The organism is Nonomuraea diastatica, assembly GCF_004349015.1.
GTDB classification, from domain to species: Bacteria; Actinomycetota; Actinomycetes; order Streptosporangiales; family Streptosporangiaceae; genus Nonomuraea; species Nonomuraea diastatica.
Map to the genome: position 1 here is coordinate 67,500 of NZ_SMKP01000013.1, position 26,698 is coordinate 94,197.

Genomic DNA, 26,698 nt, shown 5'->3' on the forward strand with positions numbered 1-26,698 from the left:
CCAACCACAAGGTGGGGTTGAACCCCAACCACGACGGGGTTGTGAAGGGGGCCCGGGGGGTTTCCCCCCGGGAGCGCCAGCGACCTGCCTGGAGGTCCGGGGGGTTATCCCCCGGGAGACACGGCGAGGGGACCCGAGGGAGCAACGCCTGAAAGGCTTGCGACCAAGGATCCCCAGTCAACGAGTGGGCGAGGAGGGATTTGAACCCTCACGTCCTTTCGGACACACGGACCTGAACCGTGCGCGTCTGCCGTTCCGCCACCCGCCCTTGTGGGTGCGGAAAGAACAGTAGCACGGAACAGCCAGTGGTACTGAACCCGGATACGATCGCATAAGACACGGGAGCGGAGGAGCTGGGCGCGACAGCTGACGAGCGCCAGGGACGCCGTGAAGTGGAACGAGCGGAAACCGGGCGCCGCGAGCGCCTGGGGGCCGCGATCATATGCACGGAGGAAGGGAGGTACCCGGTGGGAGTCCTTCAGCGCTTCGAGCGAAGGCTCGAAGGCTTGGTTGAGGGAGCCTTTGCGCGGGCGTTCAAATCTGACCTTCAGCCGGTCGAGGTCGCCAGCGCGGTTCAGCGGGAGATGGATGAGCGTGCGGCGATCGTCGCCCAAGGCCGCACACTCGTGCCCAACGACTTCGTGGTTGAGCTGTCCACGACCGACAGCGAGCGGCTTGAGGTCTACGCCGACAGCATCAGCCACGAACTGGCCAACCTCGCCAGGGAGTACGCCAAGGAGCAGGGCTACTCCTTCGTGGGACCGGTCCGGGTGCGTTTCGAGACCGCCGGCGACCTGGCTGTCGGCCTGTTCCGCATCAGGTCAGGCGTCATCCGCGGCGCCACGGTGGAGCAGGACGAGATCCGCCAGCCCGCGAGCGACCTGCCTCCGTCGAGGCCGCACGCGTTCCAAGGGCGGCCCAGGCTGCTCGTCTCCACCCAGGACGACCCGCAGGGCGACCGTTCCTACGAGCTCACCACTCCGGTGACCTTGCTAGGCAGGGGCACCGACTGCGATCTTCGTCTGGTCGACCCGGGCGTTTCGCGTCATCACGCGGAGCTGCGTGTCGAGGGCCAGCTCGTGGCCCTCGTCGATCTCGGGTCGACGAACGGCACTTTTGTCAATGGCCAGCCGGTACGCAGGATCGAGCTTCAGAACGGCACGCGAGTGACGTTGGGGCGCACGACTCTGGTGTTCCGGCGCGATTAGAGGTAGACAGACGGTCCATGTCCGAGCTCACGCTGCTGCTGATCCGGCTCGCCTTCCTGGCGGTGCTGTGGTTTTTCGTCATTGCCGCAGTCGGCGTGATCCGGACTGACTTGTTCGGTTCACGCACGGCTCCCGCGGGCCCGCGCAAAGGCGCGAAACCCGCCAAACCCGTGGCCAAGCCCAAGAGCAAGAAGGGTGAGCCACGCCAGCTCGTCGTTACCGGTGGCCCCTTGCAAGGCACCACCATTAACCTCACGGAGACGCCCATCACCATTGGCCGGGCGAACGACGCCACGCTGGTAGTCAGCGACGACTACGCATCCAGCCGGCATGCCCGGCTCTTCCCTCAGGACGGTCAGTGGATCGTGGAAGATCTCGGTTCGACGAACGGCACGTATCTCGACCGCTCGAAAGTCACCCGCCCGACCCCGGTGCCGCTCGGTGTTCCGATCCGCGTCGGCAAGACAGTCATTGAATTGCGCAAATGACCATCGCACTCCGCTATGCCGCCCGCTCGGACGTCGGCCTCCTCCGCGAAGGGAACGAGGACTCGGCGTACGCTAGCGGCCGCCTGCTCGCCGTCGCCGACGGCATGGGCGGGCACGCACACGGCGAGGTGGCGAGCTCAGTCGCCATCGACGCCATGGCCTCTCTGGAAGAGGCTCAACAGGGGGGTGACCTGCTCAACGCCATCGAGGCAGCCGTACGCGACGCCAACCGCAAGCTGCACGAGATGGTGGGGCGGGATCCCAGCCTCAAAGGCATGGGCACGACTCTCACGGCCATGCTCTGGCACGGCACCCAGGTGGCCTTGGTGCACGTCGGCGACTCGCGCGCCTACCTGCTCAGACGCGGGGAGCTCTATCAGATCACCCATGACCACACACTGGTCCAGCAGCTCGTCGACGACGGGCGTATCACGCCGGAGGAGGCGGCCACGCACCCGCAGCGGTCGATCCTGCTGCGCGCGCTCGACGGCAGCGGCGAGGTCGATCCCGACCTCACGCTCCGCGAGGCGCAGGTGGGCGACCGCTACCTCCTTTGTTCCGACGGCCTGTCGGGCGTGGTGAGCGCGGAGACGCTGCACGCCACGCTCACCAACATCGACGATCCTGAAGAGGTCGTCCGCCAGCTCATCGACCTGGCGAACAGAGGCGGCGGGCCCGACAACATCACGTGTGTGCTGGCCGACGTGCTCGAGATCAATGATGGGCAGCAGGTGCCGGCCGACGCCGCCGTCGTGGGCGCCGCGGGCATGAACCGCCTGCGGGGCGCCGCGCAGGAGGCGGAGCCGCCGGGGCGAGCCGGCGCGGTGACCGCACCCCAGCCGGTGATCGCGGACGATGGTGACTTCGACGAGCCGGTCGCGCAGGCGTCCCGGCGGTCGGGCCGTCGTCGTCTGTGGCCCGTGCTGGTCACCGTGCTCGGCATCGGCACGCTCGCCGTCGGCGTCGGCGGTTACTTTGGATATCAGTGGACCCAGGACCAGTTCTTCGTCGGTGCGAGGGGCGACGAGGTGGTCGTGTTCCAGGGGATCAAGGTCGAGGTTGGCCCCTTCCAGCTCTTCGAGGTCTCGCGGCCCACTGGCCGGCAGCTCTCCCAGCTGTCGGAGGCGGATCAGGCGCTCATCAAGAGCACCTTCCCCGTCACCACTGTCGACGAAGGCATCACGAGGATCAACGCGTTGAAGTTCTCCGAGGACCAGCAGAGCGAAACGTCCCCGTCCGCCAGCACGTCGCCCGCGCCGACCGCGAGCGCGACCAAGACGAAACAGCAGCAATAGATGAGCGACGTCGCCCCCGAACCGGTCCCGATGCCGGCCAAGCGCCGCGGGGCCCAGCTGATCATGCTCGCTCTCGCGGTGCTGGTCGTCATGGGCGCGTACGCCAACGTGGGCCTTGCGATGGACGACGCGATCCCGTCGGGGATGCTGACGTACGGCCTGAGCCTGGGCGGGCTGATGCTGGCCGCCTACCTGGTGCTGGCCAAGTTCGCACCCTGGGCCGATCCGCTGATCCTGCCGCTGGTGACGCTGATCAACGGGCTCGGCCTGGTCATGATCTTCCGGCTCTCCGAGTCCGACTCGAATCTGCCCTCCGCCACGCTCGCCTCGCCCAATTCCCAGCTGATGTGGACACTCGTCGGCATCGTGCTGTTCAGCCTCACTCTGATCTTCCTGCGTGACCACCGCGCCCTGCAGCGGCTGACCTACACGGCGGGCGCCTTGGGCCTGATCCTGCTGGTCTCGCCGTTGATCCCGTTCCTCGGCCAGGAGCTCAACGGCGCCAGGATCTGGATCGGCATCCCCGGTCTGGGCCAGCTCCAGCCTGCCGAGTTCGCCAAGCTGGCGCTGGTCATCTTCTTCGCCGGCTATCTGGTCGCCAAGCGCGACGTGCTCGCCCTCGCCGGGAGGCGGCTGCTCTTCATCGACCTGCCGCGCGCACGTGACCTGGGCCCGGTCCTCATCACGTGGGGCGTCAGCCTCGGCGTCCTGGTGATGCAGAAGGACCTGGGATCCTCACTGCTGCTGTTCGGCACGTTCATCGCCCTGCTCTACATCGCCACGCAGCGCGTCTCCTGGGTGATCATCGGCATCCTGCTCTTCGCGGGCGGCGCCATCCTGGCCGGCCTGGTCTTCGACCACGTCCAGCAACGGTTCGAGGTCTTCCTCAACCCGAGCGACCCCGCGCTCTTCGACCGGGTCGGCGGCAGCGCGCAGCTCATGCAGGGCCTGTTCGCCATGGGCTCGGGCGGCATCCTCGGCACGGGGCTCGGTCAGGGGCATCCCGAGCTGATCCCGCTGGCCTTCTCCGACTTCATCTTCGCCGCGATGGGCGAGGAGCTGGGCCTGACCGGCCTGATGGCGCTGCTCATGCTCTACGCCCTGGTGGTGCAGCGGGGCCTGCGCACCTCGCTGGCGGCCCGTGACCCGTTCTCCAAGCTGCTCGCGGGCGGCCTGTCGTTCATCCTCGCCTGGCAGGTGTTCATCATCGTGGGCGGCGTGACCAACCTGATTCCCCTGACCGGCCTGGTGACTCCCTTCATGTCGCAGGGTGGCTCGGCGCTGCTGGCTAACTGGATCCTTATCGCGCTATTGGTACGCATGTCGGATGCGGCGCGTAAGCCCCCGCCCCAGGCGATCCAGAACGAAGGAATGACGCAGGTGTTCCAGCGATGAACAGCACGCTCAAGCGCACGGCCGTCGCCTGCCTGGCCATGTTCGCACTTCTGATGATCAATGTGAACTTCCTGCAGGCCGTACGGGCCGAAGACCTGCGCACCGATGCCCGTAACACCCGTAACTACTACGACCGTTACGCCATCGAGCGCGGCCGCATCACCGCCGGCGGCAAGGTGATCGCGCAGTCCGTCGAGACCGAGAGCAGCCAGTTCAGGTTCGTCAGGAAATACCCGGAGGGAGAGCTCTACGCGCACGTCACCGGCTTCTTCTCGCCGGAGAGCGCGAGCGCCATCGAGGGCACCCAGAACAAACTGCTCGACGGCTCCAGCGCCGACCTGCTGCTGAGGCGGAGCATCGACCTGTTCACCGGCGAGCCGACCAAGGGCGCCAACGTCGAGGTCACGATCAACCCCAGGGTGCAGAAGGCCGCCTACGACGCGCTGAGCCAGAGCGGCAAGCGCGGCGCCGTCGTCGCGCTCGACCCGAAGACCGGCGCGATCCTGGCGATGGTCTCGCTGCCGACCTACGACCCCGCCGAGCTGTCGGTGACCGACAAGAGCAAGGTGTTCCCGCGCTACGACGAACTGGCCAAAGAAAAGGGCCAGCCGCTGCTCAACCGCACCATCGACCGCACCTACCCGCCCGGCTCGACGTTCAAGGTGGTGACCATGGCGGCCTACCTGGAGGACGACTCCTCGCGGGGCCCCCAGACCACCGTGGAGGCGCCGCAGCGGCTCCCGCTGCCCAACACGAACATCAGCCTGCCCAACTACGGCGGCGCCGCCTGCGGCAGCGGCCAGGTCACGCTGGTCTTCGCGCTGGAGAGGTCGTGCAACACGCCGTTCGGCAAGATGGGCATCGATCTGGGCTACGACAAGGTGCAGGAGCAGTCGGCCAGGTTCGGCATGGGCGAGCAGCTCGCGGTCCCGATGCCCGTGGCCCAGAGCGACTTCGGCCCTCGTGAGGACGAAGCGGCCGTCGCGATGGCCTCCATCGGGCAGCGCAGCAACCAGATGACGCCGCTGCAGATGGCCATGATCTCCGCGGGCATCGCCAACGAGGGCACGGTGATGAAGCCGTACCTCGTCAAGAAGATCACCGACGCCAAGGGCGACACGATCGAAGAGGCGGAGCAGGACGAGCTGAGCGAGGCGGTCAGCACCGAGACGGCGACCAAGCTGCGCGACATGATGGTGAGCGTCGTCAGTAACGGCACCGCCAACCGGGCGCAGGTGCCGGGCGTCCAAGTAGCGGGCAAGACGGGCACCGCGGAGACGTCCGACAACCAGCCTCCGCATGCCTGGTTCATCTCCTTCGCGCCGGCCGAGGACCCCAAGGTGGCCCTGGCGGTCATCGTCGAGTCCGGTGCGGCCAACGTCGGCGCGGAGGCGACGGGCGGCGGCACCGCCGCGCCGATCGGGAAGGCCGTGATGGAGGCGGTGCTGAACAAGTGAGAGACGGTAATCTGCTGGATCATGCGGCTCCGTAACCGCTATCTCCTGATCTCCCGCATCGCCACCGGCGGTATGGGAGAGGTCTGGCGCGCCCGCGACGAGCTGCTCGGGCGCGAGGTCGCGGTGAAGATCCTGCGCAGCCACATCCACGCCGACCCCACCTTCCGCGAGCGGTTTCGCAACGAGGCGAGGCTCACCGCGGCGCTGGCCGACCCCGGGGTGGCGCAGATCTTCGACTACGGCGAGGAGAGCGACCTCGCCTATCTGGTGATGGAGCTGGTGCAGGGCGAGCCGCTGTCGGCCATCCTGGCGCGCAACGGCGCGCTCGGAGCCGAGGTGGCGCTCGACGTCGTGCACCAGACCGCCAAGGCGCTGCACGCCGCCCACTCCTCCGGGATCATCCACCGCGACATCAAGCCCGGCAACCTGCTGGTCACGCCCGAGGGCACCATCAAGGTGACCGACTTCGGCATCGCGCGGGCGCTGGAGGCGGCTCCGGTGACGCAGACGGGCACGGTGGTGGGCACCGCCCAATACGTCAGCCCCGAGCAGGCGCAGGGTTTCCCGCTCACGCCCGCCACCGATCTCTACTCGCTCGGCGTGGTGGCCTACGAGTGCCTGGCGGGGCGCACGCCGTTCCGCGGCGACACCCAGGTGGCGATCGCCCTGCAGCACCTCAACGAGCAGCCGCAGCCGCTCGGTGTGGATGTGCCTTCGCAGGTGCGCGCGCTGGTCATGACGCTGCTGGCGAAGGAGCCGGGGCAGCGCCCGGCCACGGCGCTGGAGCTGGCCGACCGGGCCCACGCGCTGCGCGAGTCGCTGGCGGGCGCCCAGTCCGGCGCCGATCTCAGCATGCTGACCGACCCGGGGGGTTTCCGCGTACGCGAGCCCTCGCCCGAGGACCAGCAGGCGACCGACCGCATCGCCCCGGCCACCGAGCCGCATGCCCCGCCGGCCCGCAGGCGCCGCAAGGGCGCGAGGACGCTGACCGTGGTCGCCACGGCGGGCTGCGTGGCCGCGGTCGGGCTCAGCGCCGTCACCTTCGCCAACCGGCAGCCGCCCGCGCCGACGCCTGACGTGGCCGAGCCGAGCGAGTCGGCGCCGCCGACTCCGGAGCGGGCCGAGCCCACAAAGAAGAAGCGCACCAAGCGGCCACCGGCGCTTCCGGTGAAGTCGCAGAGGCCTATACCCTCTCGGTCGGCTACGGTAAGCAAGTCGGCAACTCCCAGCAAGAAGCCGACGCCGAAACCGACACCGACACGGACGACGCGGACCCCTACGCCCACACCAACCCCTACGCCCACCACTACACCCACTACCCCGACACCCACCGCCTCGCCGGATCCGGGTGAGACAAACCCGCCCAAGGAGCAGACGTGACGCGCAATGGGGTCGATGATGGACACCGGCGGCCCCCCGAGCAGGCCGGTACCCAAGATGAACGGTAAGGGACAGTGCAGGAAATGACTCAGCCTCGGCTACTCGGAGGTCGCTACGAGCTCGACGGTGTCGTCGGGCGCGGCGGCATGGCCGAGGTGTATCGCGCCCGAGACATCCGGCTGGACCGCATAGTCGCGATCAAAACGCTCCGGTCCGACCTGGCTCGCGACCACACGTTCCAGGCCAGGTTCCGCCGTGAGGCGCAGTCGGCGGCCTCGCTCAACCATCCTGCCGTGGTCGCCGTCTACGACACCGGCGAAGACGTCACCGACGGCACCCCCGTGCCGTACATCGTGATGGAATACGTCGACGGCCGGACGCTGCGCGACCTGCTGCGCCAGGATCGGCGGTTGCTCCCCGAGCGCGCGGTCGAGCTGGTCGACGGCATCCTGAGGGCGCTCGACTACAGCCATCGCGGCGGCATCGTGCACCGTGACATCAAGCCGGCCAACGTGATGATCACGCGGGCCGGCGACGTCAAGGTGATGGACTTCGGCATCGCGCGGGCCATGGCCGACTCCGCGGCCACCATGACGCAGACGGCGCAGGTGATCGGCACCGCCCAATACCTGTCGCCCGAGCAGGCGCGGGGCGAGCGGGTCGACGCCCGCAGCGACATCTACTCCACCGGCTGCGTGCTCTACGAACTGCTGACGGGTCAGCCGCCGTTCACCGGTGACTCGCCTGTCGCGATCGCCTACCAGCACGTGCGTGAGGAGCCGATCCCGCCCTCCCAGATCGACCGCGAGATCCCGCAGTGGGCCGACGCGATCGTGTTGAAGGCCATGGCGAAGGACCCGGCGCACCGCTATCAGAGCGCGGGCGAGATGCGGGCCGACATCCAGCGGGCGATGTCCGGCATGCCGGTCGACGCCCAGACGATGGCGATGACCGGCGACTACGGCCAGGGCACGCGCATGATGACCTCGCCCCAGACGTCCGGCGGGCCGGCCACGCAGCGCAGCGGAGCGATCCCGCCCTACGAATATGACGAGGGCGACGGCGGCGGCCGGGGCGGCCGGCGCAGGGCCGCCGGCGGCGGTGGCGGCAACGCGGTCAAGACCGCGATGTGGATCATCATTCCCCTGCTGATCATCGGCGGGTTCATCACGGCCGGCTACCTGGTGTTCGGCTCCAAGGACACACCGGCCGACACGCAGGTCACGATCCCCGAGCTCACGACGCAGAAGGGCACGTTCGCCGAGCAACAGCTCAAGGGCCTGGGGCTCAACGTCCAGGTGGTGCAGGAGTTCAGCTCCGACGTCGAGAAGGGCACCGTGATCAAGACGCAGCCCGCCGCCAGCTCCAAGGTCGAGAAGGGCTCCAGCGTCCAGCTGTTCGTGTCCAAGGGCACCGAGCGGGTGAAGGTGCCCGACGGCCTCGTCGGCATGCCGCAGGCCGACGCCATGGCGGCCCTGGAGCAGGCGGGGTTGCGCGGCACGGTCAAGACCAGAAACTCCACCAAGGAGCAGGGCACGGTCATCGACACCAGGCCGAAGGTCGGCGAGTCGCTGGAGAAGGGCGGCACCGTCACCCTCTTCGTGCCGAAGGAGCTGGGCGAGGTGCCCAGCGTGATCGGGCTCACCCAGGAGGACGCGACCTCGCAGATCAAGGGCGCCGGGTTCAAGGTCAAGGTCTCCGAGCAGCCCAACGAGCAGCCCGCGGGCACGGTCGTCCAGCAGAACCCGGGCGAGGGCACCAAGCTGCCACAGAACACGACGATCACGATCGTGGTGTCCACCGGTCCCGAGGCCACCGACACCCAGTCACCGCCGACGGACGACTTCCCGACGGACGACTTCCCCACGGACGACGTGCCGACGGACGACTTCCCGACGGAGGACGAGCCGCCGGCCGACGACAACCCGATCGGCGACGGCGGCATCGGGAACTGAGAGCCACACGTGGCAGGGCCGCCCATCCCCTCAGGGGTGGGCGGCCCTTCGCGCTGCTGCTCGCACGCAAGAACGCCCCCGCCGCTCGGGGGCAACGGCGGGGACGCTCACTTGTCTGTCGCTCGGCGCGAGAGGTGTGTTACACGATCCGGCGCAACCAGTTGCCGAGCAGCCGGTGGCCGTGCTCTGACAACACGGACTCGGGGTGGAACTGGATGCCTTCGACGGGTGCCCGGCGGTGGCGCAGGCCCATGATGACGCCGTCGCCGGTGCGGGCAGTCACGTCGAGCACGTCGGGCACCGTGCCGGGCAGCACGGCGAGCGAGTGGTAGCGGGTCATCCGCACGGGGGAGGGAAGCGCCTCGTACACGCCCTCGCCGTCGTGGACGACGGCGCTGGTCTGCCCGTGGAAGAGCTCGGGCGCGCGGGCCACGGTGGCGCCGTGGGCGATGGCGATGGCCTGGTGGCCGAGACAGACGCCGAGCAGCGGCAGGTCGTGCGCGACCGCGTGGTGGACCAGGGGCACGCTCACGCCGGCCGCCTCGGGCGTGCCGGGGCCGGGGCTGACGAGGACGCCGTCGAAGCCGTCGGCGTCGCTCACGACCACGTCGTCGCGCGGCCGCACGTCGCAGTCGGCCCCCAGCTCGCGCAGGTATTGCACGATGGTGTGGACGAAGCTGTCGTGGTTGTCCACCACCAGCACACGGGTCATTTCCTCACGGTCACCTCGTCCAGCCTCACCACGGGCTCGAAGAGCGGGAACACCACCCACCAGAGTACGGCCACCGCCGCCGCGACCAGCACCAGGGCCGTCAGCACCCTGGTGCGCGGGCTGCCGGGCAGCTTGTGCCAGAGCCAGGCGTACATGTCACTCCTTTCTCGGTTCGGTCTCCTTGAGCACGCCGTACACGATGAGGCGCTTGGCGGCCGAGTATTCGGGGTGGCAGGTGGTCAGCGTGATGAAGGCGCGCACGGGGCGGATGCCGGGCTTGCCGGGCACGGGGGCAAGCACGCCGACCTCGTCGGGCCGCACGATGTCCTGGGAGGTGACGCGGTAGGTGTAGCGGGCCTCGCGGGCCTCCACGACGATCTCGTCGTCGCGTTCGAGCTCGTCGATCTCGTTGAATGGGGCCGCGTACGTCGTACGGTGTCCCGACACCACGAAGTTGCCGACCTCGCCGGGCATGGCGCTGTCGGGGTAGTGTCCTGGGCCGCGTTTCAGGTGGGCGGTGCCGACGCCTTCGACGATGGCGTACGCGTAGTCGCGGCCCAGTCTGGGGATGCGCAGCTCGGCGAGGGCCTGGCCGGGCCTGACCGTGCGCAGGCGCTCCTGTGCCGCCCGTTCGGCCGCCAGCTCGCGCTGGAGCAGCAGTTGCTGCCTCTGGGTGTAGGCGCCGGTGCCCCAGAGCAGGTAGGCGCAGAACAGCATGAGGATCAGGCCCGCGGTGATGCTCGTCTCCCCCACGGCCCGGAGCATGGCCCGCATGCGATCAGGGTATTCCTGGACGATGCGGGCTCCAGGGATCGCCATGTCATGCGCGTGGCGACTATCCTTGGCACGCTCGCACTACTGTGCTTGAACTACGCTTACCGAAAGGCCTGTGGACGATCCGGAAGCCCAGGCCCTCAGCAGGAGTTACCCAGTGCCCAAGTCGAAGGCTCGCAAGAAGGCGGTTTACACCCCGCCGCAGAGGTCCCAGCAGGTCAAGGTCAGCCCTCGCTGGCTGGCGCCCACCATGGTCACGGCGTGGATCATCGGCATCCTGTGGATCGCCGTCTATTACGTCGCACCGCAGACGCCCTTCATCGGCGACCTCCAGAACTGGAATCTGCTGATCGGGTTTGTTTTCATCATCTTCGGTGTGGTGCTTTCCACCCGCTGGCGTTAGTTCTTTCCACAGTCTTTTCCACAGCCTGGGGAAGCTCAGCTCATGGCCAGGATGGCCGACACCCTGACCACCACGAGCACGACCAGCAGGATCAGCGCTCCTCCGATCGCCACCGCCTGCCACAGGGTTCTGTTGTTCTTGGGGGCGTAGGCCAGCGCCCCCGCCAGCAGCGAGCCCATGATCAGCCCGCCGATGTGTCCTGTCCAGCTGATGTTGGGGAAGACGAAGGTGATCACCAGGTTGATCACGATGAGCACGGCGATGCCGCGCACGTCCATGTTGAGCTTGCGGCCCACCACGAACACCGCCCCGAACAGGCCGAAGATGGCCCCGGACGCGCCGACCGTGGGCTGGTTGACCGGGTCGATCCAGAGGCCGAGCACCGAGCCGCCGAGCGCGCTGATCAAATAGAGGGCGACGAAGCGCACGTGGCCGAAGGCGCGCTCCAAATAGGGGCCGATGACATAAAGCGCCCAGCAGTTGAACAGGATGTGGAACACGCCGCTGTGCACGAAGGCCGCGGTGAGCAGGCGGTGATACTCGTCGAGCAGGGCCACGCCGGCGGGCCACATGGCCAGCTGACCGGTGATCGTCTCGGTGAGATATTGGGCGCCGAAGACAAGGACGTTGATGACGAGGATCGTGTACGTCACGATCGGCGTGCGCACGATCCCGCCGCCGAAGGTGGACCTGGCCTGGCGGATGCCCTTGTTGCCCTCGGCGACGCACTCGGGGCACTGGAAGCCGACCGCCGCGTCACGCATGCAGTCGGGGCAGATGGGACGCTCACACCGCTGGCAGCGTACCCAGGTCTCCTTGTCGGGGTGCCGGTAGCAGGTGGGCACCGCCTCAGCGGGCTGCTCGGGCTGCGGGGGCGGGCTCGGCGGCTGGCTGGTCATGACCGAAGCCTAAGGCTTGCGCGGGCATGCCGCGTGACCGCGGCCTGAGGGCTTGCGGGGGGACGCCACGCGACCGTGGGCCTGAGGGCTTGTGCGGGGACGCCGCGGGACCCGCACCCCGGCGAGGCCGCCGCCGATCGGACGGCCTCGGAGCGCCGGAGCGTGGTGCTGGGTCAGGCCGGGACGCGGTCGATGGTGACCGACTCCAGGACGACGGCCTCCACGGGACGGTCGCCGGCGTCGGTGCGGGTCTTGGAGATGGCGTCGACGACGTCCTGGCCCTCGACGACCTCGCCGAAGATCGTGTGCTTGCCGTTGAGGTGCCGCAACGGCGCTTGGACCGTGACGAAGAACTGCGAGCCGTTGGTGCCCTTGCCGAAGCGGATGCCCGCGTTGGCCATGGCCAGCAGGTAGGGGCGGTCGAAGAGGAGCTCGGGGTGGATCTCGTCGTCGAACTCGTAGCCGGGGCCGCCGACGCCCTGGCCCAGCGGGTCACCACCCTGGATCATGAAGCCGGAGATCACCCGGTGGAAGATCGTGCCGTCGTAGTAGCGGCCGGTGCCCTTCTCGCCGGTGCCCGGGTGGGTCCACTCGCGTGTGCCCTCCGCAAGCTCGACGAAGTTTCGTACCGTTTTCGGGGCCTTGTTGGGGAAGAGCTCAATTTTGATGGTGCCGCGATTGGTCTGCAGGTTAGCGATCAGCTTCTCAGCCACGAGACAGCTGCCCCCCTCTATATACAGGGTCGATTCGTCATGTTTTGAGGACTATGGCCGTACGGCCTTCCCGGGCCATCCTCCCACGGACGGCCATGATTGAGCCGCCTTGTCCAGGGAAGGTCACGCTCGGGCACCCAACGACAGGGGAGGTTGTCGTGTCCCTGACAATGAGAAGACGCCGCGTGGTCATGAAGGTTCCCGCCACGTGGATGGGCCGCATGAGGGCCCAGGCCGTACGTACCGGCCACCGGATGGCGCCGATGGCGGACCAGGCCAAAGTGGTCACCGCCCGGCGCATCGAGGACGCCCGCTACTGGGCGGCGCCGCGGCTGGAGTCCGCGGCACACGGGTTCGAAGACCAACTCGCCCCCAAGGTCAGCCACATGCTGACCACGGCGGCCAGGAAGATCGACCCCAAGCCTGCGCGTTCGCGGCGATGGCCGATGCTCATGTTGCTGACCGGCCTCACGGTGGGGTCGATCGGCTACATGTTCTACCGCCGAAACGCCCAGCAGTGGACCGAGCACATGAAGGACTCCGCTTCCGATGCGTCACGCTGGGTCAACGAGAATGCGAGCACGACCGCGGAGAACGCGGACCGGATGGCCGCGAACGCCTCGACAAAGGCGGATGAGGCGTCCCGCAAGATGTCCTGAGTTCGCTGGGAAGCGCGCCCCCTGTCGACAGGGGGCGCGCTTCCGTTGTGCCGGGGCCCTTGTCCAGGGTCTCAGACAGGCGCAGTGGCTACGGCCGGGGTCTGGCGCGGGTCCGCTCCCGGCGTCCGCCGGATGAGCCGGTTACTCGGCCTTCTCGCACGTGATCCTGACGGTCTTGGCCACGCCCTCGGGCGGGGTGGCGCCGTCCTCGATCGCGGACCCGTCAGCCGGCCTGGCCGGCTTCAGCGTCACCGCACCGTCCTTGAAGGGCACGTCCGGCAACACCTCCCCCTCCGGGAGCGGCTTGGCCTTCATCCACTTGGGGTGGTCGCCATCCTTCAACTCCACCGTCGCCGAGGGCTCGGTGCCGGGCTCGGCCTTCGTCACCTTGCCGTCGCGGGTGGCGACCTTGACTCCCCTGACGGGCTTGGCCCTGATCAGCTCGATGGTCTTGCCGTCGCTCGTCTTGCAGATCACCTTCGTGCCGGCGGTGGGACCGGCAGGCTCGTCGGCCAGGGCCGAGCCGGCCAGCCCGGTTACGGCCAGCGTGGCGACCGCGCCGAGGACCGCGAGACGTCGCTTGAACATGGTTCTCCCTACTCGATGTCGATCGAACGCCTCCGAGCGTGCTCGCGTGTACCTGAAGTGACCCTGAAGAGGCCCGAAACGATCTTCAGGTTGGCTTTAGGTGCGCTGCGGCACTCTTGTGCGTGTGCGAGTGCTACTGGTGGAGGACGAGGAGCGGCTGGCCGACCTGGTGAAGGGCGGCCTGGCCGGTGAGGGCTTCGCGGTGGACGTGGCGCACGACGGGCGCGACGGGCTCTGGATGGCCACCGAGAACACGTACGACGTCATCGTCCTTGACGTGATGTTGCCCAGGATGAACGGCTACGCCGTCTGCTCCAAGCTGCGCGAGGCGGGCGACTGGACGCCGATCATGATGCTCACCGCCAAGGACGGCATCTACGACGAGGCCGAGGCGCTCGACAACGGCGCCGACGACTACCTGGCCAAGCCGTTCTCCTACGTGGTCCTGCTGGCCAGGCTGCGCGCGCTGGTACGGCGGGGCGGGCGGGAGCGGCCCGTGTCGATCAGCGTGGGCGACCTGGAGATCGACCCGGCCGGTCTGCGCTGCCACCGGGGCGCGGCGGAGATCGCGCTGACGCCGAAGGAGTTCGCGGTGCTGCACGCGCTGGCGCGGCGGCCCGGCGAGGTGGTGTCCAAGAGCGAGCTGCTGGCCCAGGCGTGGGACTTCTCCTACGACGGTGACCCGAACATCGTCGAGGTCTACATCAGCGCCCTGCGCCGCAAGATCGACGTGCCGTTCGGCCTGACGACGCTCATGACGGTACGCGGGGCCGGCTACCGGTTGGAGGCGCCATGAAACGGCCGAGACTGTCGTGGGCACGGTTTACGTCGCCCACGTCTTCGGGGCTGTCGTCCGTGCGGCTGCGAGCGACCGCCGCGGCGACGCTCGTGGTGGCGCTCGCACTCGGCGTCGTCGCCCTGGGGCTGGTGTTGGTGCTGCGGGGCAGCCTGGAACGCAGCGCCGACGCCGCGGCGGTCAGGAAGGCCGCGGAGGCGGTGCCGTACGCGAAGACCTTGTCGGTCATGGACGCGCATAAAGTCACCAAACCCGTCATTGGGCTCCGCCCCGCGCAGAAGGCGGAGCCGCACGGCGAACCACCGGCGGGCGCGCAGAGCACAAGAGAGCTGATCTACGCGAACGACGGCACGGTGGCCAGGATCGCCGACCCCGACGTCATGGTGACCAAGGCGAGACCCGCGCCCGCCGCGGCCGTCGAGTGGGCCGAACCGGGCGAGTACGCCATCGCCGGCGTCAAGGTGAGCACGGAGGCCGGCCCCGCGATGGTGTGGTCCCGGGTCTCCCTGGCGAGCGCCGAGGACGCCCTGAACACGCTGTATGGGGCGCTGCTGCCCGGCATGCCCGCCGTGCTGGTCGTGGTGGCCGGGATGACGTGGTTCTCGGTGGGCCGCGCGCTGGCCCCCGTGGCCGCGATCAGGGCGAAGGTGGCCGACATCACGGCCCGCGACCTGCACCAGCGGGTGCCCGTACCTGACTCCAGGGACGAGATCGCCGCGCTGGCCACCACCGTCAACGCGACGCTCGACCGCCTGGAGACGGCGGTCGGCACCCACAAGAGGTTCGTCGCCGACGCGGCCCACGAGCTGCGCAGCCCGATCGCCACCCTGCGCGCCCGGCTGGAGCTGGCCGAGCGGAGCGAGCTCACCCAGGAGGCACTGGCCGACGTCGAACGCCTGCAGTCCCTGGCCGCCGACCTGCTCATGCTGGCCAAGCTGGACGCGGGCGAGCCGCCGCGCACGACGGAACTGGACCTGGGGCAGGTGGCGGCCGAGGAGTCGCTGCGGGGCAGGCGGCGGCCCGACGTGCGGGTGGAGCTCGACGTCGAACCCGACGTGGTGATGAAGGGCTCGCGGGCGCATCTCGACCGCCTGGTGACCAACCTGGTCGACAACGCCGTCCGGCACGCCGCCTCCACCGTGCGGGTGGCGGTGCGCGCCGAAGGCGATCAGGCGGTGCTCGAAGTGGCCGACGACGGGCCCGGGATCCCGCAGGAGCACAGGGAGGCGGTCTTCGACCGTTTCACCCGGCTGGACGAGGCCCGCGCCCGTGACGCGGGCGGGGCCGGGCTCGGGCTCCCGATCGCCCGCGACATCGCCGCCCTGCACGACGGGACCCTGGTGTACGAAGATGCCGGATTTATCGCCAGATTTCCCTTGACCCCTGGGTAAGGCCGCGGGCCGGGGGTCAGGACGCGGGGAGGGAGCGGGTGTAGCTGGTGCAGCGACGCGTGACGGCGAAGCCCGACGCGGTGTAGACGCGGACCGCTCCCGTGGGGTTGTGGGCGTCGACGCCGAGCCCGGTGCTGGTGTAGCCGTGGCCGGCGAAGGCGGACAGGGCGTGGGCGATCAGCGCGCTCGCCACGCCCTTGCCGCGCCACTCCTTCAGCGTGCCGACGATCTGGATCCAGGCCTGGCGCTCACCGGTCTGGGCGAACTTGTGGTCGAAGAAGTGGGTGACCAGCACGCCCACCGGCTGGTCACCGGCCAGGGCGACGAACGTGGCCTCGGGAACGAAGTTGCGGGAGCCGGTGATGGTGTGACGCCAGCTCTCCGGGGTGTGCGGCACGCTGCCCCAGTGGTCGCGGAACGACTCGTTGCGCACGTGGCGGGCGCCGTCGTCGAGCTCGGGCGACCAGGCGGCGATCGACACGCCCTCGGGCGGGCGCGCCGAGGGCAGGTCACCGGCCAGGGACCGTTCCATGCGGGCGAAGAACCGTGCGGCGGTGAACCCGGCGCTCTCCGCGAGCACCCGCGTGCCGGGCCGCTCGTCGAAGACGTCGAACGAGACCTCCACCGGCAGACCGGGATGGACCTTCGCGCTCACCTTGGGCGCCGCGCGCAGGCTCCAGTCGATGACCCGCCGGCCGAGCCCTCGCCTGCGGCAGGCCGGGTGCACGCCGCCCCACAGGTGCATCAGGTGCACGTCGCCGGCCGCCTGCCTGGCCGGGAGGCAGCCGAAGGCGACGATCCGGTCGCCGTCTCTGGCCGCCAGCGTGCCCTCGGTCATGTCCAGCAGGCGGGCGGCGAGCCGCTCCGCCACGTCGTCGACGCCGTAGACGTCGCCGGTCGTGTCCTCGGCCTCGATGGCGGCCAAGAGCTCGGCCAAGGGCCGGGCGTCCTGCCGTGTCAGCGGTCCCCATTCCATGGCGGAAGCCTAGGTGAGCCGGGTCGGGCACCCCAACTTCGATGCGGGCCAGGCCCTCGGCGAACGGCCGGCGCGCCTGCTGGTTGGCCGGCGGCACGCCCCAGCTCTCGCTGATCAGCTTCGTCACGGCCGCTGCACCCGGGTGTTCTGGAACGAGGCGAAGCGCCAGCCCTCAGCGGTGCGCAGGGCGGTGAGGGTGACGATGGAGCTGCGGCTCGGGTCGGGCTCGCCGTCCACGGTGGAGCCGCCACCCGAGATCACCAGGGCGACGTCGTCGGACAACGCCTTGACCAGCGGCTTCTCGCCGTCGGACGCGAGCTTGATCGAAGTTTTGAACAGCTCCCTGTGCGTGTACTCGATGTCCTGCCTGCCGCGCAGGTGCAGGCCGAAGAACGTGATGTACTCGGCGTCCGGCGTGAACAACTCGGCGTACGCCCTGGCGTCCCCGGCGTTCCAGGTCTCCGCCATGCGGGCGAGCAGGTGGGTGACTTCTGCGGACATGGCACTGCTCCTTCGGTCGCGGCGCCTATCCTGTGATGGCGAGTTCGGGCAGGGTAGGCGCCTTGTTCGGATTGACGGCCGCCGGGGTGTTGGCGCACTCCGGCGGCCTTCTCACATCTCGATCGTGGGAGCCCAGTCGAGCTCCCCCTTGTCGAGGCGGTCGAGCAGCCCGGTGATCCAGTCGAGCTCGGCGGTGTAGAGCGCCTGCTCGTACTCGATCTCGAGCATGAGGACGCGCGGCAGGCCGCCGGCGTCGAGCGCGCGCATGTGGGCGTCCAACCCGGCCAGGATGCCCTCGATCGCGGCCCCGCGGGTGCGCAGCGCGCGCTGCGCGTCCGCCAGCGGGAGGCAGCCCATGAGGGAGACGGCCGCGACGAACGTGAGCCGGTTGGGGTCGGGCGTCTCCAGCAGCCGGCGCAGCCGGGTGGCCAGCTCCTCACGGCCCTCGCCGGTGATCTCGTAGACCGTGCGCTCCGGCCTGCGGCCCTCGCGGTCGGTGCCCGCGGGCACGATCAGCTCGTCCTTCGCCAGCCGCTCGACGGCGTGGTAGAGGCTGCGCGGCAGGCCGGTGATGAAGTCCTTGTGCGTGTCGACGATGAACCGGTGCAGCTCGTACGGATGAGCGGCGCGGACCGTGAGCATGGCCAGCACGGTGAGGCCGACCAGGTCGTGCCGTCGCGCCATGCCACCTCCTTAATATTGCAAAATGCAATATAGCGCGGCGACACCGGCCGTGTCGACCGCCGGCCCCTCAGGCCGCGTCGAGCTGCATGAAGGCGCGGTCGATCGCCTGCCGGGACACGTCCTCCGGATAGGGGAAGAGCCTGATCAGGTCGCGCAGACCCTCCACATGGGCCCGCCCGGCCAGCTCGGCCACCAGGGCCAGCTCCTCGCGCTGCGCCAGCGCGTACGGCCGGTCCACCACCGCGCCGTGCCCCGGCACGATCACCGGATCGGGCATCTCCTCCAGCATCTTCCCCACGGTCGCCGGCCAGTCGAGCGGATAGGAGTCGCTGAACGCCGGAGGCGCGCCCTCCTCCACCAGGTCACCGGCGAACACCACCCCCGCGTCGGGGACCTGCACCACGACGTCGTTGCTGCTGTGCCCGAGCCCGAAATGCCGCAGGTGCACCATGCGGCCGCCGATGTCGAGGCCGGCCGCGGCGCTGAACGTCTGGTCCGGGGGCACGATGGTGAGCTCCTCCAGGTCCTCGCGCAGCTCCGGCGAACCGCCGATGACATTGGCGCGCTGCCGCTCGCCGTACAGCTCGAGCTCCTCCGCGCACCTGGCGTGGCCCCAGATCTCGGCGGGGCGGAAGAGGGCGTTGCCGAAGCAGTGGTCGAAGTGGGAGTGGCTGTTGACGACCGTCCACGGAGCGGAGGTGATCGTCCTGATCGCCGCGATCAGGTCCGCCGCCTCCCGGTACGACGTACGCGTGTCGAGCACCAGGCAGTGCCCGTCACCCACGACCAGACCCACGTTCATGTCGAACGACCGGTGCCGCCGGACGTAGACCCGGTCACCGACCTCCTGCCACTGCTCACTCATGCCCACGAACCCTACTTTTAGCATTGGACCCATGGCATATGACTTCCAAGTCGTCATCGACACGGGCGACCCCCATCCACTCGCCGACTGGTGGGCCGACGCGCTCGGCTGGCAGGTGGAGCCCTCGAACGAGGCGTTCATCCGCAGCATGATCGAGAAGGGTCACGCCACCGACGACGACACCACCACGCACAACGGCGCGCTGGTGTGGAAGGCGGGCGCGGCCATCAGGCACCCCGACGGGCTCGAACGCGCACCGCGCGTGTTGTTCCAGCTCGCGGCCGAGCCCAAGACGGTCAAGAACCGCGTGCACCTCGACGTACGCGTGGGAGCCGACAACATCGAGCCGGTGGTCGAGCGGCTGACCGCGAAGGGGGCGAAGGTGCTGCACCGCGGCCGCCAGGGGCCCAACTGGTGGATCACCATCGCCGACCCCGAGGGCAACGAGCTCTGCATCACCTGATCAACCCCGCAGGTACGCCAGGACCGCCAGCACCCTCCGGTGCCCGTCGGCGGCGGGCGGCAGGTCGAGCTTGGCGAAGATGTTGGCGATGTGCTTGGCCACGGCCGCGTCGGTGACGACCAGTTCCTTCGCGATCGAGGCGTTGGAGCGCCCTTCGGCGATCAGGCCGAGCACCTCCTGCTCGCGCGGGGTGAGCCTGCCCAGCGGGTCGCGCCGCCGGCGCAGCAACTGCCGCACCACCTCGGGGTCGACGACCGTGCCGCCCGCGGCCACCCGATCGAGCGCGTCGACGAACTCGCGTACGTCACCGATGCGGTCCTTCAGCAGGTAGCCGACGCCCGCGCCGCCGCCGGACTCGAGCAGCTCGGCGGCGTACGTCTGCTCGACGTACTGGCTGAGCACCAGCACGGCCAGGTCGGGACGGAGGCCGCGCAACTCCACCGCGGCCCGCAGCCCTTCGTCGGAGAAGCCGGGCGGCATGCGTACGTCGGTCACCACGGCCTCGGGGCGGTGCTCGGCGACGGCGGACAGCAGAGCGGGCGCGTCGCCGACCGAGGCGACCACGGTGTGGCCGAACCGTTCGAGCAGCCCGGCCAGGCCCTCCCTGAGCAGGACGGCGTCCTCGGCGATCACTATGCGCACGGAATCTCCACTCGTACCAGAGTCGGCCCCCCTGCCGGGCTGGACACGGACAGTCTCCCGCGCACGACGGCCAGCCGGTCGGCCAGGCCGGTCAGCCCCGTTCCCCTGGCCGGGTCGGCGCCGCCCACGCCGTCGTCGCGCACCTCGACGACCAGCGTGCCGCGCTCCAAGCGACCGGTGACGGCGCCCCTGGTCGCCTGAGCGTGCTTGGCGAGGTTCGCCAGGGCCTCGCTGACCACGTAGTAGGCGGTGACCTCCACGGCGGTGGGCAGCCGTCCCGGCAGCTGGAGGTCGACGTCCACCGGCACCGGCGAGCGTCCCGCAACGTCCTGCACGGCCGCGCCCAGCCCCCGGTCGGTGAGCACCTGCGAGTGCACGTCCCTGATCAGCTCGCGCAGCTCGGCCAGCGCCTGCTTGGCCTCGTCGTGGGCCAGCCCGATCAGCCGTCCGGTGGGCGAATCCTCCGGCAGGTCCAGCCTGGCCAGGCCGAGCCTCATCGACAGGGACACCAGCCGCTGCTGCGCGCCGTCGTGCAGGTCCCGCTCGATCCTGCGGCGCTCCATCTCGAACGCGTCCACCAGCCGCGCCCGCGACCTCAGCACCTCGTACAGCTCGGACCCCTGCGGCGCGAGAACCGCCCGCGCCATGGCCCCTCGCGCGCCGCCCCAGGCGGTGGCCGTGTACGCGGCGACGGGCAGCAGCAGCACGCCCACCGTGCAGGCCGCGACCTCGACGACCGCCGCCACGTTCGGCTGGACGACGGGGGTGAGGATGAGCAGCACAGGGCCCACAACGGTGAAGAGCACCATGATGAGGTCGATCCACCACATCGCGAGCAGCGTCATGACCGCGAGCCCCAGCTCACGCCTGCGCCGGTCCGGCGTCTCGGGTACGGGCACGTCGTCGACGAGCCGCAACCGCCGCGGCTCGAACCAGGCGACGGGCAGCACGGCCACCGCCACGACCACCGCCCCCACGGCGAAGCCCTGGGGCGGCTCGATGAGCGTCGCGGCGATGGCGGCGAGCACGAAGGCCGCGCCGGGGACGGCGCTGGCCAGCAGGTACGCCATGCTCCGCCACGGCCAGGCCGACCTGAGGAAGGGCAGCGGGCGCCGGGTCAACGCCTCCAGCGCGGTCCTGTTCAGCACCTTATGACGGTAACCAGGGGCGGAGGGTCAGGCAGTAGTCCAGGGTGTACCTTTCGCGAGGATCCCTACGAGGGCCGCCTCGGGTTCCTCCGCGCGCCGAACCGGACGGTCAGGTCGCCTCGGTCCGCGCGCCGAACCGGTCGGCCACCGTGTCGAACGCCTCCACCGCGCGCGCCGTGTCGGTGATCTCCGCGAGCGGCAGGCCGACCTGCGGGTCGTAGCACTCGAGACCGGACTCGCGTTCGACCGCCCGCGCCACCTCGTAGAGCACATCGACGGTCCGCCGCGCGCCCTCGCCGCGCGTCCAGTAGGGGGCGCTCATCTCCCAGCCGCCCTCCCAGTGGTTCACGGAGATGCCGGTGCCCTCGTGGTCCATCTCCCAGTTGGGCGGATATTCGATGATCCGCACCTCGCCGAGGATCTCGCGGACCCTCCCGACGACGCGCTCCCAGGCCGCCAGGTCGGGCGACCGCGACTCCTCCAGCGCCTCCTCCCAGGACTGACCGGGCGCGCGACGGGCGAAATAGAGGTCATAGCTCATGCCGGACGAAGGTACTAGCCCTCGGGACCGGCCCCGTACCGGAATTCCAGCCCCTCGAACGCGCCCGACGTACGCCAGCGGTCGATGTAGCCGAAGTACGCCATGGCCCCGTGCGGATAGCCGACGTTGAGCCAGCTGCGCAGGCCGAGGTCCTGGCCCTCGTTGTTGTAGTAGCCCGGCGTGCACTCGGGAGAGCCCAGGATCCCGCCGCCGCCCGACAGCAGCAGCTCGATCCAGGCGCCCTCGGCCTCCTTGGTGACCTCGATCTCGCCGTAGCCGTGGTCGAGGGCGTGCCGGACGGTGAGCGCGATGGTCCTGCCCGCCTCCGTGAGGTTGTGCGGGATGTTGGAGATGAGGTTCGCGCCCTGCGTCGGCTGGACGAGGAAGACGTTGGGGAAGCCGTGCGCGTGGATGCCGTGCAACGTGCGCATGCCCTCCGCCCAGTGGTCCGACAGCCTGACCCCGTCGCGTCCCGTCACCTCGTAGCCCGCGCGGCGGGTGTAGCCGGTGCCCACCTCGAAGCCGGAGGCGTAGATGACGCAGTCGACCTCGTACTCCCTGCCCCCGGCCACGACCCCCTTCTCGGTGACGCGTTCCACGCCCTTGCCGTCGGTGTCGACGAGATGGGTGCCGGGGACGTTGAAGGCCTGCAGGTATTCGTCGTGGAAGCAGGGGCGCTTGCAGAGCTGGCGATACCACGCCTTGAGCTTCTGCGCGGTCTCCCTGTCGGTGACGATGGAGTCGACGCGGGCGCGGATCTCCTCCATCTTCTCGAAGTCGGAGTCCTCGAAGGCGGCCAGCATGTGCTCCGTCGTACGCCTTCCCGGCGGGAGCGCCTGGATGCGGGAGCGCACGCGGCGGGCGAGATCGGTCCAGCCGTCCATGACCAGGTCCTCGTCGGCCAGCGCGCCGGTCTGGTTGGCGGTGAAGTTCTCCAGCCAGCGCTGCTGCCATCCGGGGGTGGCGACCTGGGCGAACCACTCCGGGTCGGTCGGCCGGTTGCCCCGCACGTCGACCGAAGAGGGCGTGCGCTGGAAGACGTACAGCTCCTCGCAGGCCCGCGCCAGGTGCGGCACACACTGTACGGCCGTCGCGCCGGTGCCGATGATGGCCACGCGCTTGCCGGTCAGCCGGTCCAGGGGCGCGCCCGACGGGTCGCCGCCGGTGTAGGCGTAGTCCCAGCGGCTCGTGTGGAACGCGTGCCCGCGGAACGTCTGGATGCCCGGGATGCCGGGGAGTTTGGGTACGTGCAGCGGGCCGATGCCCATGGTGACGAACTGGGCGGTGAAGTGGTCGCCCCGGTTCGTGCTGATGCGCCAGCGGGAGCGAGTCGCGTCCCATTCGAGGCTCTGGACCTCGGTGTGGAGGAGGGCGTTGTCGTACAGGCCGAAGTGTTTGCCGATGCGGCGGCAGTGTTCGAGGATCTCGGGCGCGTGCGCGTACTTCTCCGTCGGCATGTGCCCGGTCTCCTCGAGCAGCGGCATGTACACGTACGAGGCCGTGTCGCACTGCGCGCCCGGGTAGCGGTTCCAGTACCACGTGCCGCCGAAGTCGCCGCCCTTCTCGACGACGCGCACGTCGTCGACGCCGGCCTCCTTCAGCCGCGCGCCGGTGACGAGCCCGGCGAAGCCGCCGCCGATGACGGCGACCGTCACGTGGTCGGTCTTCGGCGGGCGCCCGGTGACCGGGGTGTAGGGGTCGTCGAGGTAGTGCGCGAAGCGGCCGGTGAGGCGGAGGTACTGGTCGTTGCCGTCCGGACGCAGCCGCTTGTCACGCTCTTCCCGATATTTCAGGCGAAGCGCCTCTTTGTCGATAATCGGGTGATTGGTCATGCATCCTCCGCGACGCTGAGGGGAGTGCCCGGGCCACCAATTCCAGAATGACATTCGGGAATAGCACCGGCAAGCCGAGATCCCGCTCGCGCCCAGGCGTCCGGCTGCGTTACGAAGGTCCCCTTGCCGTGCACGGCTGGGACCAGTCCGCGCTCGCTCAGCTCGCGAATCGCTCGGCGAGTGGTCATCCGAGCCACACCCCACATGTTCGACAGGTCCAGCTCGCTCGGGAGGCGGGAGCCGACAGCACGTTCTCCGCGCTCGATCTGCCCTGCAATGTGGTTGGCGACCACCATGTGGACCAGCTCCTGGCCCGATGGTCCACTTCAGGAAGCTTTTGCCCGAGATCGTCCGTGGCCATGTGATCAACTCAACAGCGATCCCGGCGCCCGCTCGATGACCGGAACACCCACTATTGTGGGGCCCCGGCTCACGAGGAAGCGGATTCATGTTGGCTCATCGCGCACTGGTCATCGCCATGCTGCCCGCGATCGGGGTCCGCGTGCTCGCCCTGCTCGGGTACCCACCGGCGCTGCTCTTCTACGGCGACTCGTTCGCGTTCCTGAGCGAGGAGCTGGCGCCGGGCACCACACGGCCGTCCGGATATTCGCTGCTCCTGGCGCTGCTTCGCCCCGCACACAGCCTGACCCTGGTGACGGTGCTGCAACACCTGCTGGTGCTGGGGCTCGCCGTGGCGGTCTACGCGCTGCTGCGGCGGCGCGGCCTGCCGGGCTGGGGGGCCGCGCTGCTGGTCACGCCGCTGCTGTACGACGAGTTCATGGTGCTCCTGGAGCACATGATCATGGCGGACGCGATCTTCATCGTGCTCGTCACCGCCGCGGTCGTGCTCATCGTCTGGCGTGTCAGCCCGGCCACAGCCGCCGTCGGCGGGCTGCTGCTCGGTCTCGCCGGCATCACCAGGACCGTCGGGCTGCCGCTGCTCATCCTGGTCGCCGGCTACCTGCTGATCCGCCGGTACGGCTGGCGCCCGCTGGTGGCGCTGCTGGTCGCCGGCGCGATCCCGCTGGGCGCGTACGCGACGTGGACGAAGGTGGAGAAGGGCAAGTTCGGGCTGACCGAGGCCGACGGCAACTTCCTGTGGTCGCGGACCATGAGCTTCGCCGACTGCGGCGTGATCAAGCCTCCTGAGCGGCTGGCCGTGCTCTGCCCCAACATGCCGGTGGAGCAGCGGCCCTACCCGCCGCACTGGCTCTGGGAGGACTTCTCGCCGCTGCTCAAGGTGCCGGGCAAGGCCAACCGCAACCAGCTCGCCGGCGAGTTCGCCAGGATGGCGATCCTGGCCCAGCCTGGCGACTATCTGGCCGCGGTCGCGACCGACCTCGCGCAGTTGCTGCGCTGGGAGCGCACGGCCGTGGACGAGAAGACCCCCTACAAGCTCCCCGAGTCGGAGCGGCCGATCAACGAGTCGGTGCGCGACGTGGCGGAGTCGTACGAGGCGGGGCCGGCCACGACGCGGGTGGTGGAGCCGGTCGCGGGATGGCTGCGCGCGTACCAGCGGTTCGGTTATGTGCCCTTCCCGCTGCTCATGCTGGCCCTCGGCGGGGCCCTGGTGACGGCGCTGGTGCGGCGGCGGTGGGACGCGCTCCTGCCCGGGGTCGCGGCGCTCGCGCTGGTCGCCTCGCCGCCCTTCCTGGCCGCCTACGACGTCAGATATGTGATCCCGGCGATCCCGCTGGTGTGCCTGGCCGTGGGGCTGGCCCTGGGCGCCCGCTCACCGTCGCGTCAGGAGCCGGCCGTCGCCGAACGCGAGCCCGCCGGTCACGTTTAGGCCGAGACCGAACGTGAGCCCGCCGGTCACGCTCAGGCCGGGGGAAAGCCGTGGACGAAGCGGCGCTGCCACGGGGTCTCGACGGCGCCCTTGACGTAGTGCTCGCGCACGTAGGCGACCGCCTGGTCGCCGGGCACGCCGTCGAGCACGGCCAGGCAGGCCAGAGCCGTGCCGGTGCGGCCCTTGCCGCCGCCGCAGGCGATCTCGACCCGCTCCGCCCCGGCACGTCGCAGCGCCTCGCGCAGGGCCTCCGCGGTCGCGTGCCGGTCGGACGGCAACCAGAAATCGGGCCAGCGCAACCACCGGTGCTGCCAGCCGACCTCCGGCGGGCGCCGGCCCAGGAGATAGAGGGCGAAGGCGGGCTCCGGCCCTTCGGGCAGCGGATGTCTGAGCCCCCGGCCGCGCACCAGTCGCCCCGAGGGCAGTCGCATGACACCCACCGCTGCGGGATCCCAGGTATCGGTCATGACGACGAACGTAGCCGTACGAGCGGGCACGGTGACGGGGTTCAGCTTGCAGCTGATCAGGACGGTCCCCCGGGTTCATCAGTCGATGGGGAGGCCCTTGAAGGTAGCCCAGATCCAGCAGGTCCAGGTCGACTTTCTCGGCCTTCTCCGGCACATCGGGGAAGATCGTATGGAGGGTGACGGACTCATTCGGGTCGATCTCGTTGGCGTAGCTCCACCACGACGTACACGAGCAGACCTCGTCCTCCATGTGGGGGAAGAACCGCTCGGCCGTACCTGACGGGGTCAGGGTGACGTCCTGGATGTTCCACGCGGGCCTGCCCAGCATCGAGAAGAAGTCGGCGGTCGCGCCGGTGGAGCTGAGGTTCGTGAGCGTCCCTTCGAACCGGATCTCGTCGCCCGTACGGTGGAGCGATGTGATCGTGATGGAGAGCGGCACCCGCTCCCCTGACGCGTTCGTCATCGACGCCTCCGCCCACGGAGCTGAGCAGGATGTTGGCGGGTTTGAGGTCGCGGTGCACGACCCCGGCCTGGTGGATGGCGGTGAGCGCGGTCGCCACACCCACCGCCAGCGCCTCCAGGTCGGCCCCCGTCATCGCGCCCAGGCCGGGGCGGAGCGTCTTGAGCGCGACCAGTTGTGACTCGCGATCGCGGGCGAGGTACACGATGCCCATCCC

Annotated in this window: 29 protein-coding genes, 1 tRNA gene and 1 pseudogene; 13 read left to right on the forward strand and 18 right to left on the reverse strand. The window is 69.6% G+C overall.

Going from position 1 to position 26,698, the window contains the following annotated elements:
• Positions 1-185: 185 nt before the first annotated feature.
• Positions 186-268, reverse strand: a tRNA-Leu gene (locus E1294_RS06845).
• A 199-nt stretch (positions 269-467) separates the two neighbouring features.
• On the opposite strand from E1294_RS06845, the gene E1294_RS06850 reads away from it, so the two are divergent.
• From E1294_RS06850 to pknB, 7 genes are all read left to right on the forward strand, one after another.
• Entirely contained in the window at positions 468-1,208 is a 741-nt protein-coding gene (locus tag E1294_RS06850; RefSeq protein ID WP_132328459.1) for an FHA domain-containing protein, read from the forward strand.
• Positions 1,209-1,225: 17 nt separating this feature from the next.
• Positions 1,226-1,696: an FHA domain-containing protein FhaB/FipA gene (locus tag E1294_RS06855; RefSeq protein WP_132505881.1), complete on the forward strand. Its 471-nt coding sequence runs from the start codon at positions 1,226-1,228 to the stop codon at positions 1,694-1,696.
• A complete protein-coding gene (locus tag E1294_RS06860; protein ID WP_132505884.1) occupies positions 1,693-2,991 on the forward strand; it encodes a Stp1/IreP family PP2C-type Ser/Thr phosphatase in 1,299 nt (432 codons plus the stop codon). Before E1294_RS06855 ends, E1294_RS06860 begins: the two co-directional genes overlap by 4 nt.
• Positions 2,992-4,386, forward strand: coding sequence for an FtsW/RodA/SpoVE family cell cycle protein (locus tag E1294_RS06865; RefSeq protein ID WP_132328465.1), 1,395 nt, complete (start codon positions 2,992-2,994; stop codon positions 4,384-4,386).
• Positions 4,383-5,843, forward strand: a complete 1,461-nt coding sequence (locus tag E1294_RS06870) for a peptidoglycan D,D-transpeptidase FtsI family protein (protein ID WP_132505887.1) — start codon at positions 4,383-4,385, stop codon at positions 5,841-5,843. The genes E1294_RS06865 and E1294_RS06870 overlap by 4 nt, the downstream gene beginning before the upstream one ends.
• A gap of 21 nt (positions 5,844-5,864) precedes the next feature.
• Complete coding sequence (locus E1294_RS06875) at positions 5,865-7,223, forward strand: protein kinase domain-containing protein (RefSeq protein ID WP_132505890.1); 1,359 nt, start codon at positions 5,865-5,867, stop codon at positions 7,221-7,223.
• Between the two features lie 83 nt (positions 7,224-7,306).
• Positions 7,307-9,178, forward strand: coding sequence for a Stk1 family PASTA domain-containing Ser/Thr kinase (pknB, locus tag E1294_RS06880; protein ID WP_132505893.1), 1,872 nt, complete (start codon positions 7,307-7,309; stop codon positions 9,176-9,178).
• A gap of 139 nt (positions 9,179-9,317) precedes the next feature.
• Here the strand turns inward: pknB and E1294_RS06885 are convergent, their stop codons facing one another.
• The 3 genes from E1294_RS06885 to E1294_RS06890 are packed head-to-tail and all read right to left on the reverse strand — an operon-like array spanning position 9,318 to position 10,664.
• Positions 9,318-9,890: an anthranilate synthase component II gene (locus tag E1294_RS06885; RefSeq protein ID WP_132505896.1), complete on the reverse strand. Its 573-nt coding sequence runs from the start codon at positions 9,888-9,890 to the stop codon at positions 9,318-9,320.
• Positions 9,887-10,045, reverse strand: a complete 159-nt coding sequence (locus E1294_RS52485; protein ID WP_165977131.1) for a hypothetical protein — start codon at positions 10,043-10,045, stop codon at positions 9,887-9,889. Before E1294_RS52485 ends, E1294_RS06885 begins: the two co-directional genes overlap by 4 nt.
• A 1-nt stretch (position 10,046) precedes the next feature.
• The gene (locus E1294_RS06890; protein ID WP_132505899.1) at positions 10,047-10,664 is read right to left on the reverse strand and encodes a class E sortase; all 618 of its coding nucleotides are present in this window, start codon (positions 10,662-10,664) and stop codon (positions 10,047-10,049) included.
• Between the two features lie 157 nt (positions 10,665-10,821).
• Between E1294_RS06890 and E1294_RS06895 the strand changes: the two genes are divergently transcribed.
• Positions 10,822-11,067, forward strand: coding sequence for a cell division protein CrgA (locus E1294_RS06895; RefSeq protein ID WP_132505902.1), 246 nt, complete (start codon positions 10,822-10,824; stop codon positions 11,065-11,067).
• A 35-nt stretch (positions 11,068-11,102) separates the two neighbouring features.
• Here E1294_RS06895 and E1294_RS06900 read toward each other — a convergent pair whose 3' ends face one another.
• Positions 11,103-11,966, reverse strand: coding sequence for a rhomboid family intramembrane serine protease (locus E1294_RS06900; RefSeq protein WP_165977132.1), 864 nt, complete (start codon positions 11,964-11,966; stop codon positions 11,103-11,105).
• 173 nt (positions 11,967-12,139) lie between these two features.
• A complete protein-coding gene (locus E1294_RS06905; protein ID WP_132505905.1) occupies positions 12,140-12,679 on the reverse strand; it encodes a peptidylprolyl isomerase in 540 nt (179 codons plus the stop codon).
• A gap of 185 nt (positions 12,680-12,864) precedes the next feature.
• Here E1294_RS06905 and E1294_RS06910 point away from each other — a divergent pair, with 185 nt between their 5' ends.
• Positions 12,865-13,338: a hypothetical protein gene (locus tag E1294_RS06910; RefSeq protein ID WP_132505908.1), complete on the forward strand. Its 474-nt coding sequence runs from the start codon at positions 12,865-12,867 to the stop codon at positions 13,336-13,338.
• Positions 13,339-13,479: 141 nt separating this feature from the next.
• Here E1294_RS06910 and E1294_RS06915 read toward each other — a convergent pair whose 3' ends face one another.
• Positions 13,480-13,926, reverse strand: a complete 447-nt coding sequence (locus E1294_RS06915) for a hypothetical protein (RefSeq protein ID WP_132505912.1) — start codon at positions 13,924-13,926, stop codon at positions 13,480-13,482.
• Between the two features lie 124 nt (positions 13,927-14,050).
• On the opposite strand from E1294_RS06915, the gene E1294_RS06920 reads away from it, so the two are divergent.
• Positions 14,051-14,722, forward strand: a complete 672-nt coding sequence (locus E1294_RS06920; RefSeq protein WP_132505913.1) for a response regulator transcription factor — start codon at positions 14,051-14,053, stop codon at positions 14,720-14,722.
• A 59-nt stretch (positions 14,723-14,781) separates the two neighbouring features.
• Complete coding sequence (locus E1294_RS06925) at positions 14,782-16,113, forward strand: sensor histidine kinase (RefSeq protein ID WP_220447601.1); 1,332 nt, start codon at positions 14,782-14,784, stop codon at positions 16,111-16,113.
• Between the two features lie 16 nt (positions 16,114-16,129).
• On the opposite strand, the gene E1294_RS06930 is transcribed toward E1294_RS06925, so the two are convergent.
• The 4 genes from E1294_RS06930 to E1294_RS06945 form a co-directional block, all read right to left on the reverse strand.
• Positions 16,130-17,089, reverse strand: coding sequence for a GNAT family N-acetyltransferase (locus E1294_RS06930; RefSeq protein ID WP_132505914.1), 960 nt, complete (start codon positions 17,087-17,089; stop codon positions 16,130-16,132).
• A gap of 123 nt (positions 17,090-17,212) precedes the next feature.
• Positions 17,213-17,590 carry an SgcJ/EcaC family oxidoreductase gene (locus E1294_RS06935; RefSeq protein WP_132505915.1) on the reverse strand — a complete coding sequence of 126 codons (378 nt, stop codon included), beginning with the start codon at positions 17,588-17,590 and terminating at the stop codon, positions 17,213-17,215.
• Between the two features lie 111 nt (positions 17,591-17,701).
• The gene (locus E1294_RS06940) at positions 17,702-18,274 is read right to left on the reverse strand and encodes a PadR family transcriptional regulator (protein WP_132505916.1); all 573 of its coding nucleotides are present in this window, start codon (positions 18,272-18,274) and stop codon (positions 17,702-17,704) included.
• Between the two features lie 67 nt (positions 18,275-18,341).
• Positions 18,342-19,139 (reverse strand): MBL fold metallo-hydrolase, encoded by a 798-nt coding sequence (locus tag E1294_RS06945; RefSeq protein WP_132505918.1) that lies wholly within the window; start codon positions 19,137-19,139, stop codon positions 18,342-18,344.
• Between the two features lie 31 nt (positions 19,140-19,170).
• On the opposite strand from E1294_RS06945, the gene E1294_RS06950 reads away from it, so the two are divergent.
• A complete protein-coding gene (locus E1294_RS06950; protein ID WP_132505920.1) occupies positions 19,171-19,602 on the forward strand; it encodes a VOC family protein in 432 nt (143 codons plus the stop codon).
• Here the strand turns inward: E1294_RS06950 and E1294_RS06955 are convergent, their stop codons facing one another.
• The 5 genes from E1294_RS06955 to E1294_RS06975 form a co-directional block, all read right to left on the reverse strand.
• Positions 19,603-20,244 carry a response regulator gene (locus E1294_RS06955; protein ID WP_165977134.1) on the reverse strand — a complete coding sequence of 214 codons (642 nt, stop codon included), beginning with the start codon at positions 20,242-20,244 and terminating at the stop codon, positions 19,603-19,605.
• The gene (locus E1294_RS06960) at positions 20,235-21,392 is read right to left on the reverse strand and encodes a sensor histidine kinase (RefSeq protein WP_246082859.1); all 1,158 of its coding nucleotides are present in this window, start codon (positions 21,390-21,392) and stop codon (positions 20,235-20,237) included. The genes E1294_RS06955 and E1294_RS06960 overlap by 10 nt, the downstream gene beginning before the upstream one ends.
• 109 nt (positions 21,393-21,501) lie before the next feature.
• Complete coding sequence (locus tag E1294_RS06965) at positions 21,502-21,933, reverse strand: hypothetical protein (RefSeq protein WP_132505922.1); 432 nt, start codon at positions 21,931-21,933, stop codon at positions 21,502-21,504.
• Positions 21,934-21,947: 14 nt separating this feature from the next.
• Positions 21,948-23,765 (reverse strand): flavin-containing monooxygenase, encoded by a 1,818-nt coding sequence (locus E1294_RS06970; protein ID WP_132505924.1) that lies wholly within the window; start codon positions 23,763-23,765, stop codon positions 21,948-21,950.
• Positions 23,762-24,061 (reverse strand): GntR family transcriptional regulator, encoded by a 300-nt coding sequence (locus E1294_RS06975; RefSeq protein WP_132505926.1) that lies wholly within the window; start codon positions 24,059-24,061, stop codon positions 23,762-23,764. The genes E1294_RS06970 and E1294_RS06975 overlap by 4 nt, the downstream gene beginning before the upstream one ends.
• Positions 24,062-24,213: 152 nt before the next feature.
• Between E1294_RS06975 and E1294_RS52490 the strand changes: the two genes are divergently transcribed.
• Complete coding sequence (locus E1294_RS52490) at positions 24,214-25,554, forward strand: hypothetical protein (protein WP_165977135.1); 1,341 nt, start codon at positions 24,214-24,216, stop codon at positions 25,552-25,554.
• A 32-nt stretch (positions 25,555-25,586) separates the two neighbouring features.
• Here the strand turns inward: E1294_RS52490 and E1294_RS06980 are convergent, their stop codons facing one another.
• Positions 25,587-26,021, reverse strand: coding sequence for a protein-tyrosine phosphatase family protein (locus E1294_RS06980; protein WP_132505928.1), 435 nt, complete (start codon positions 26,019-26,021; stop codon positions 25,587-25,589).
• Positions 26,022-26,479: 458 nt separating this feature from the next.
• Positions 26,480-26,698: pseudogene (locus E1294_RS55560) on the reverse strand (protein kinase domain-containing protein); the annotation flags it as partial.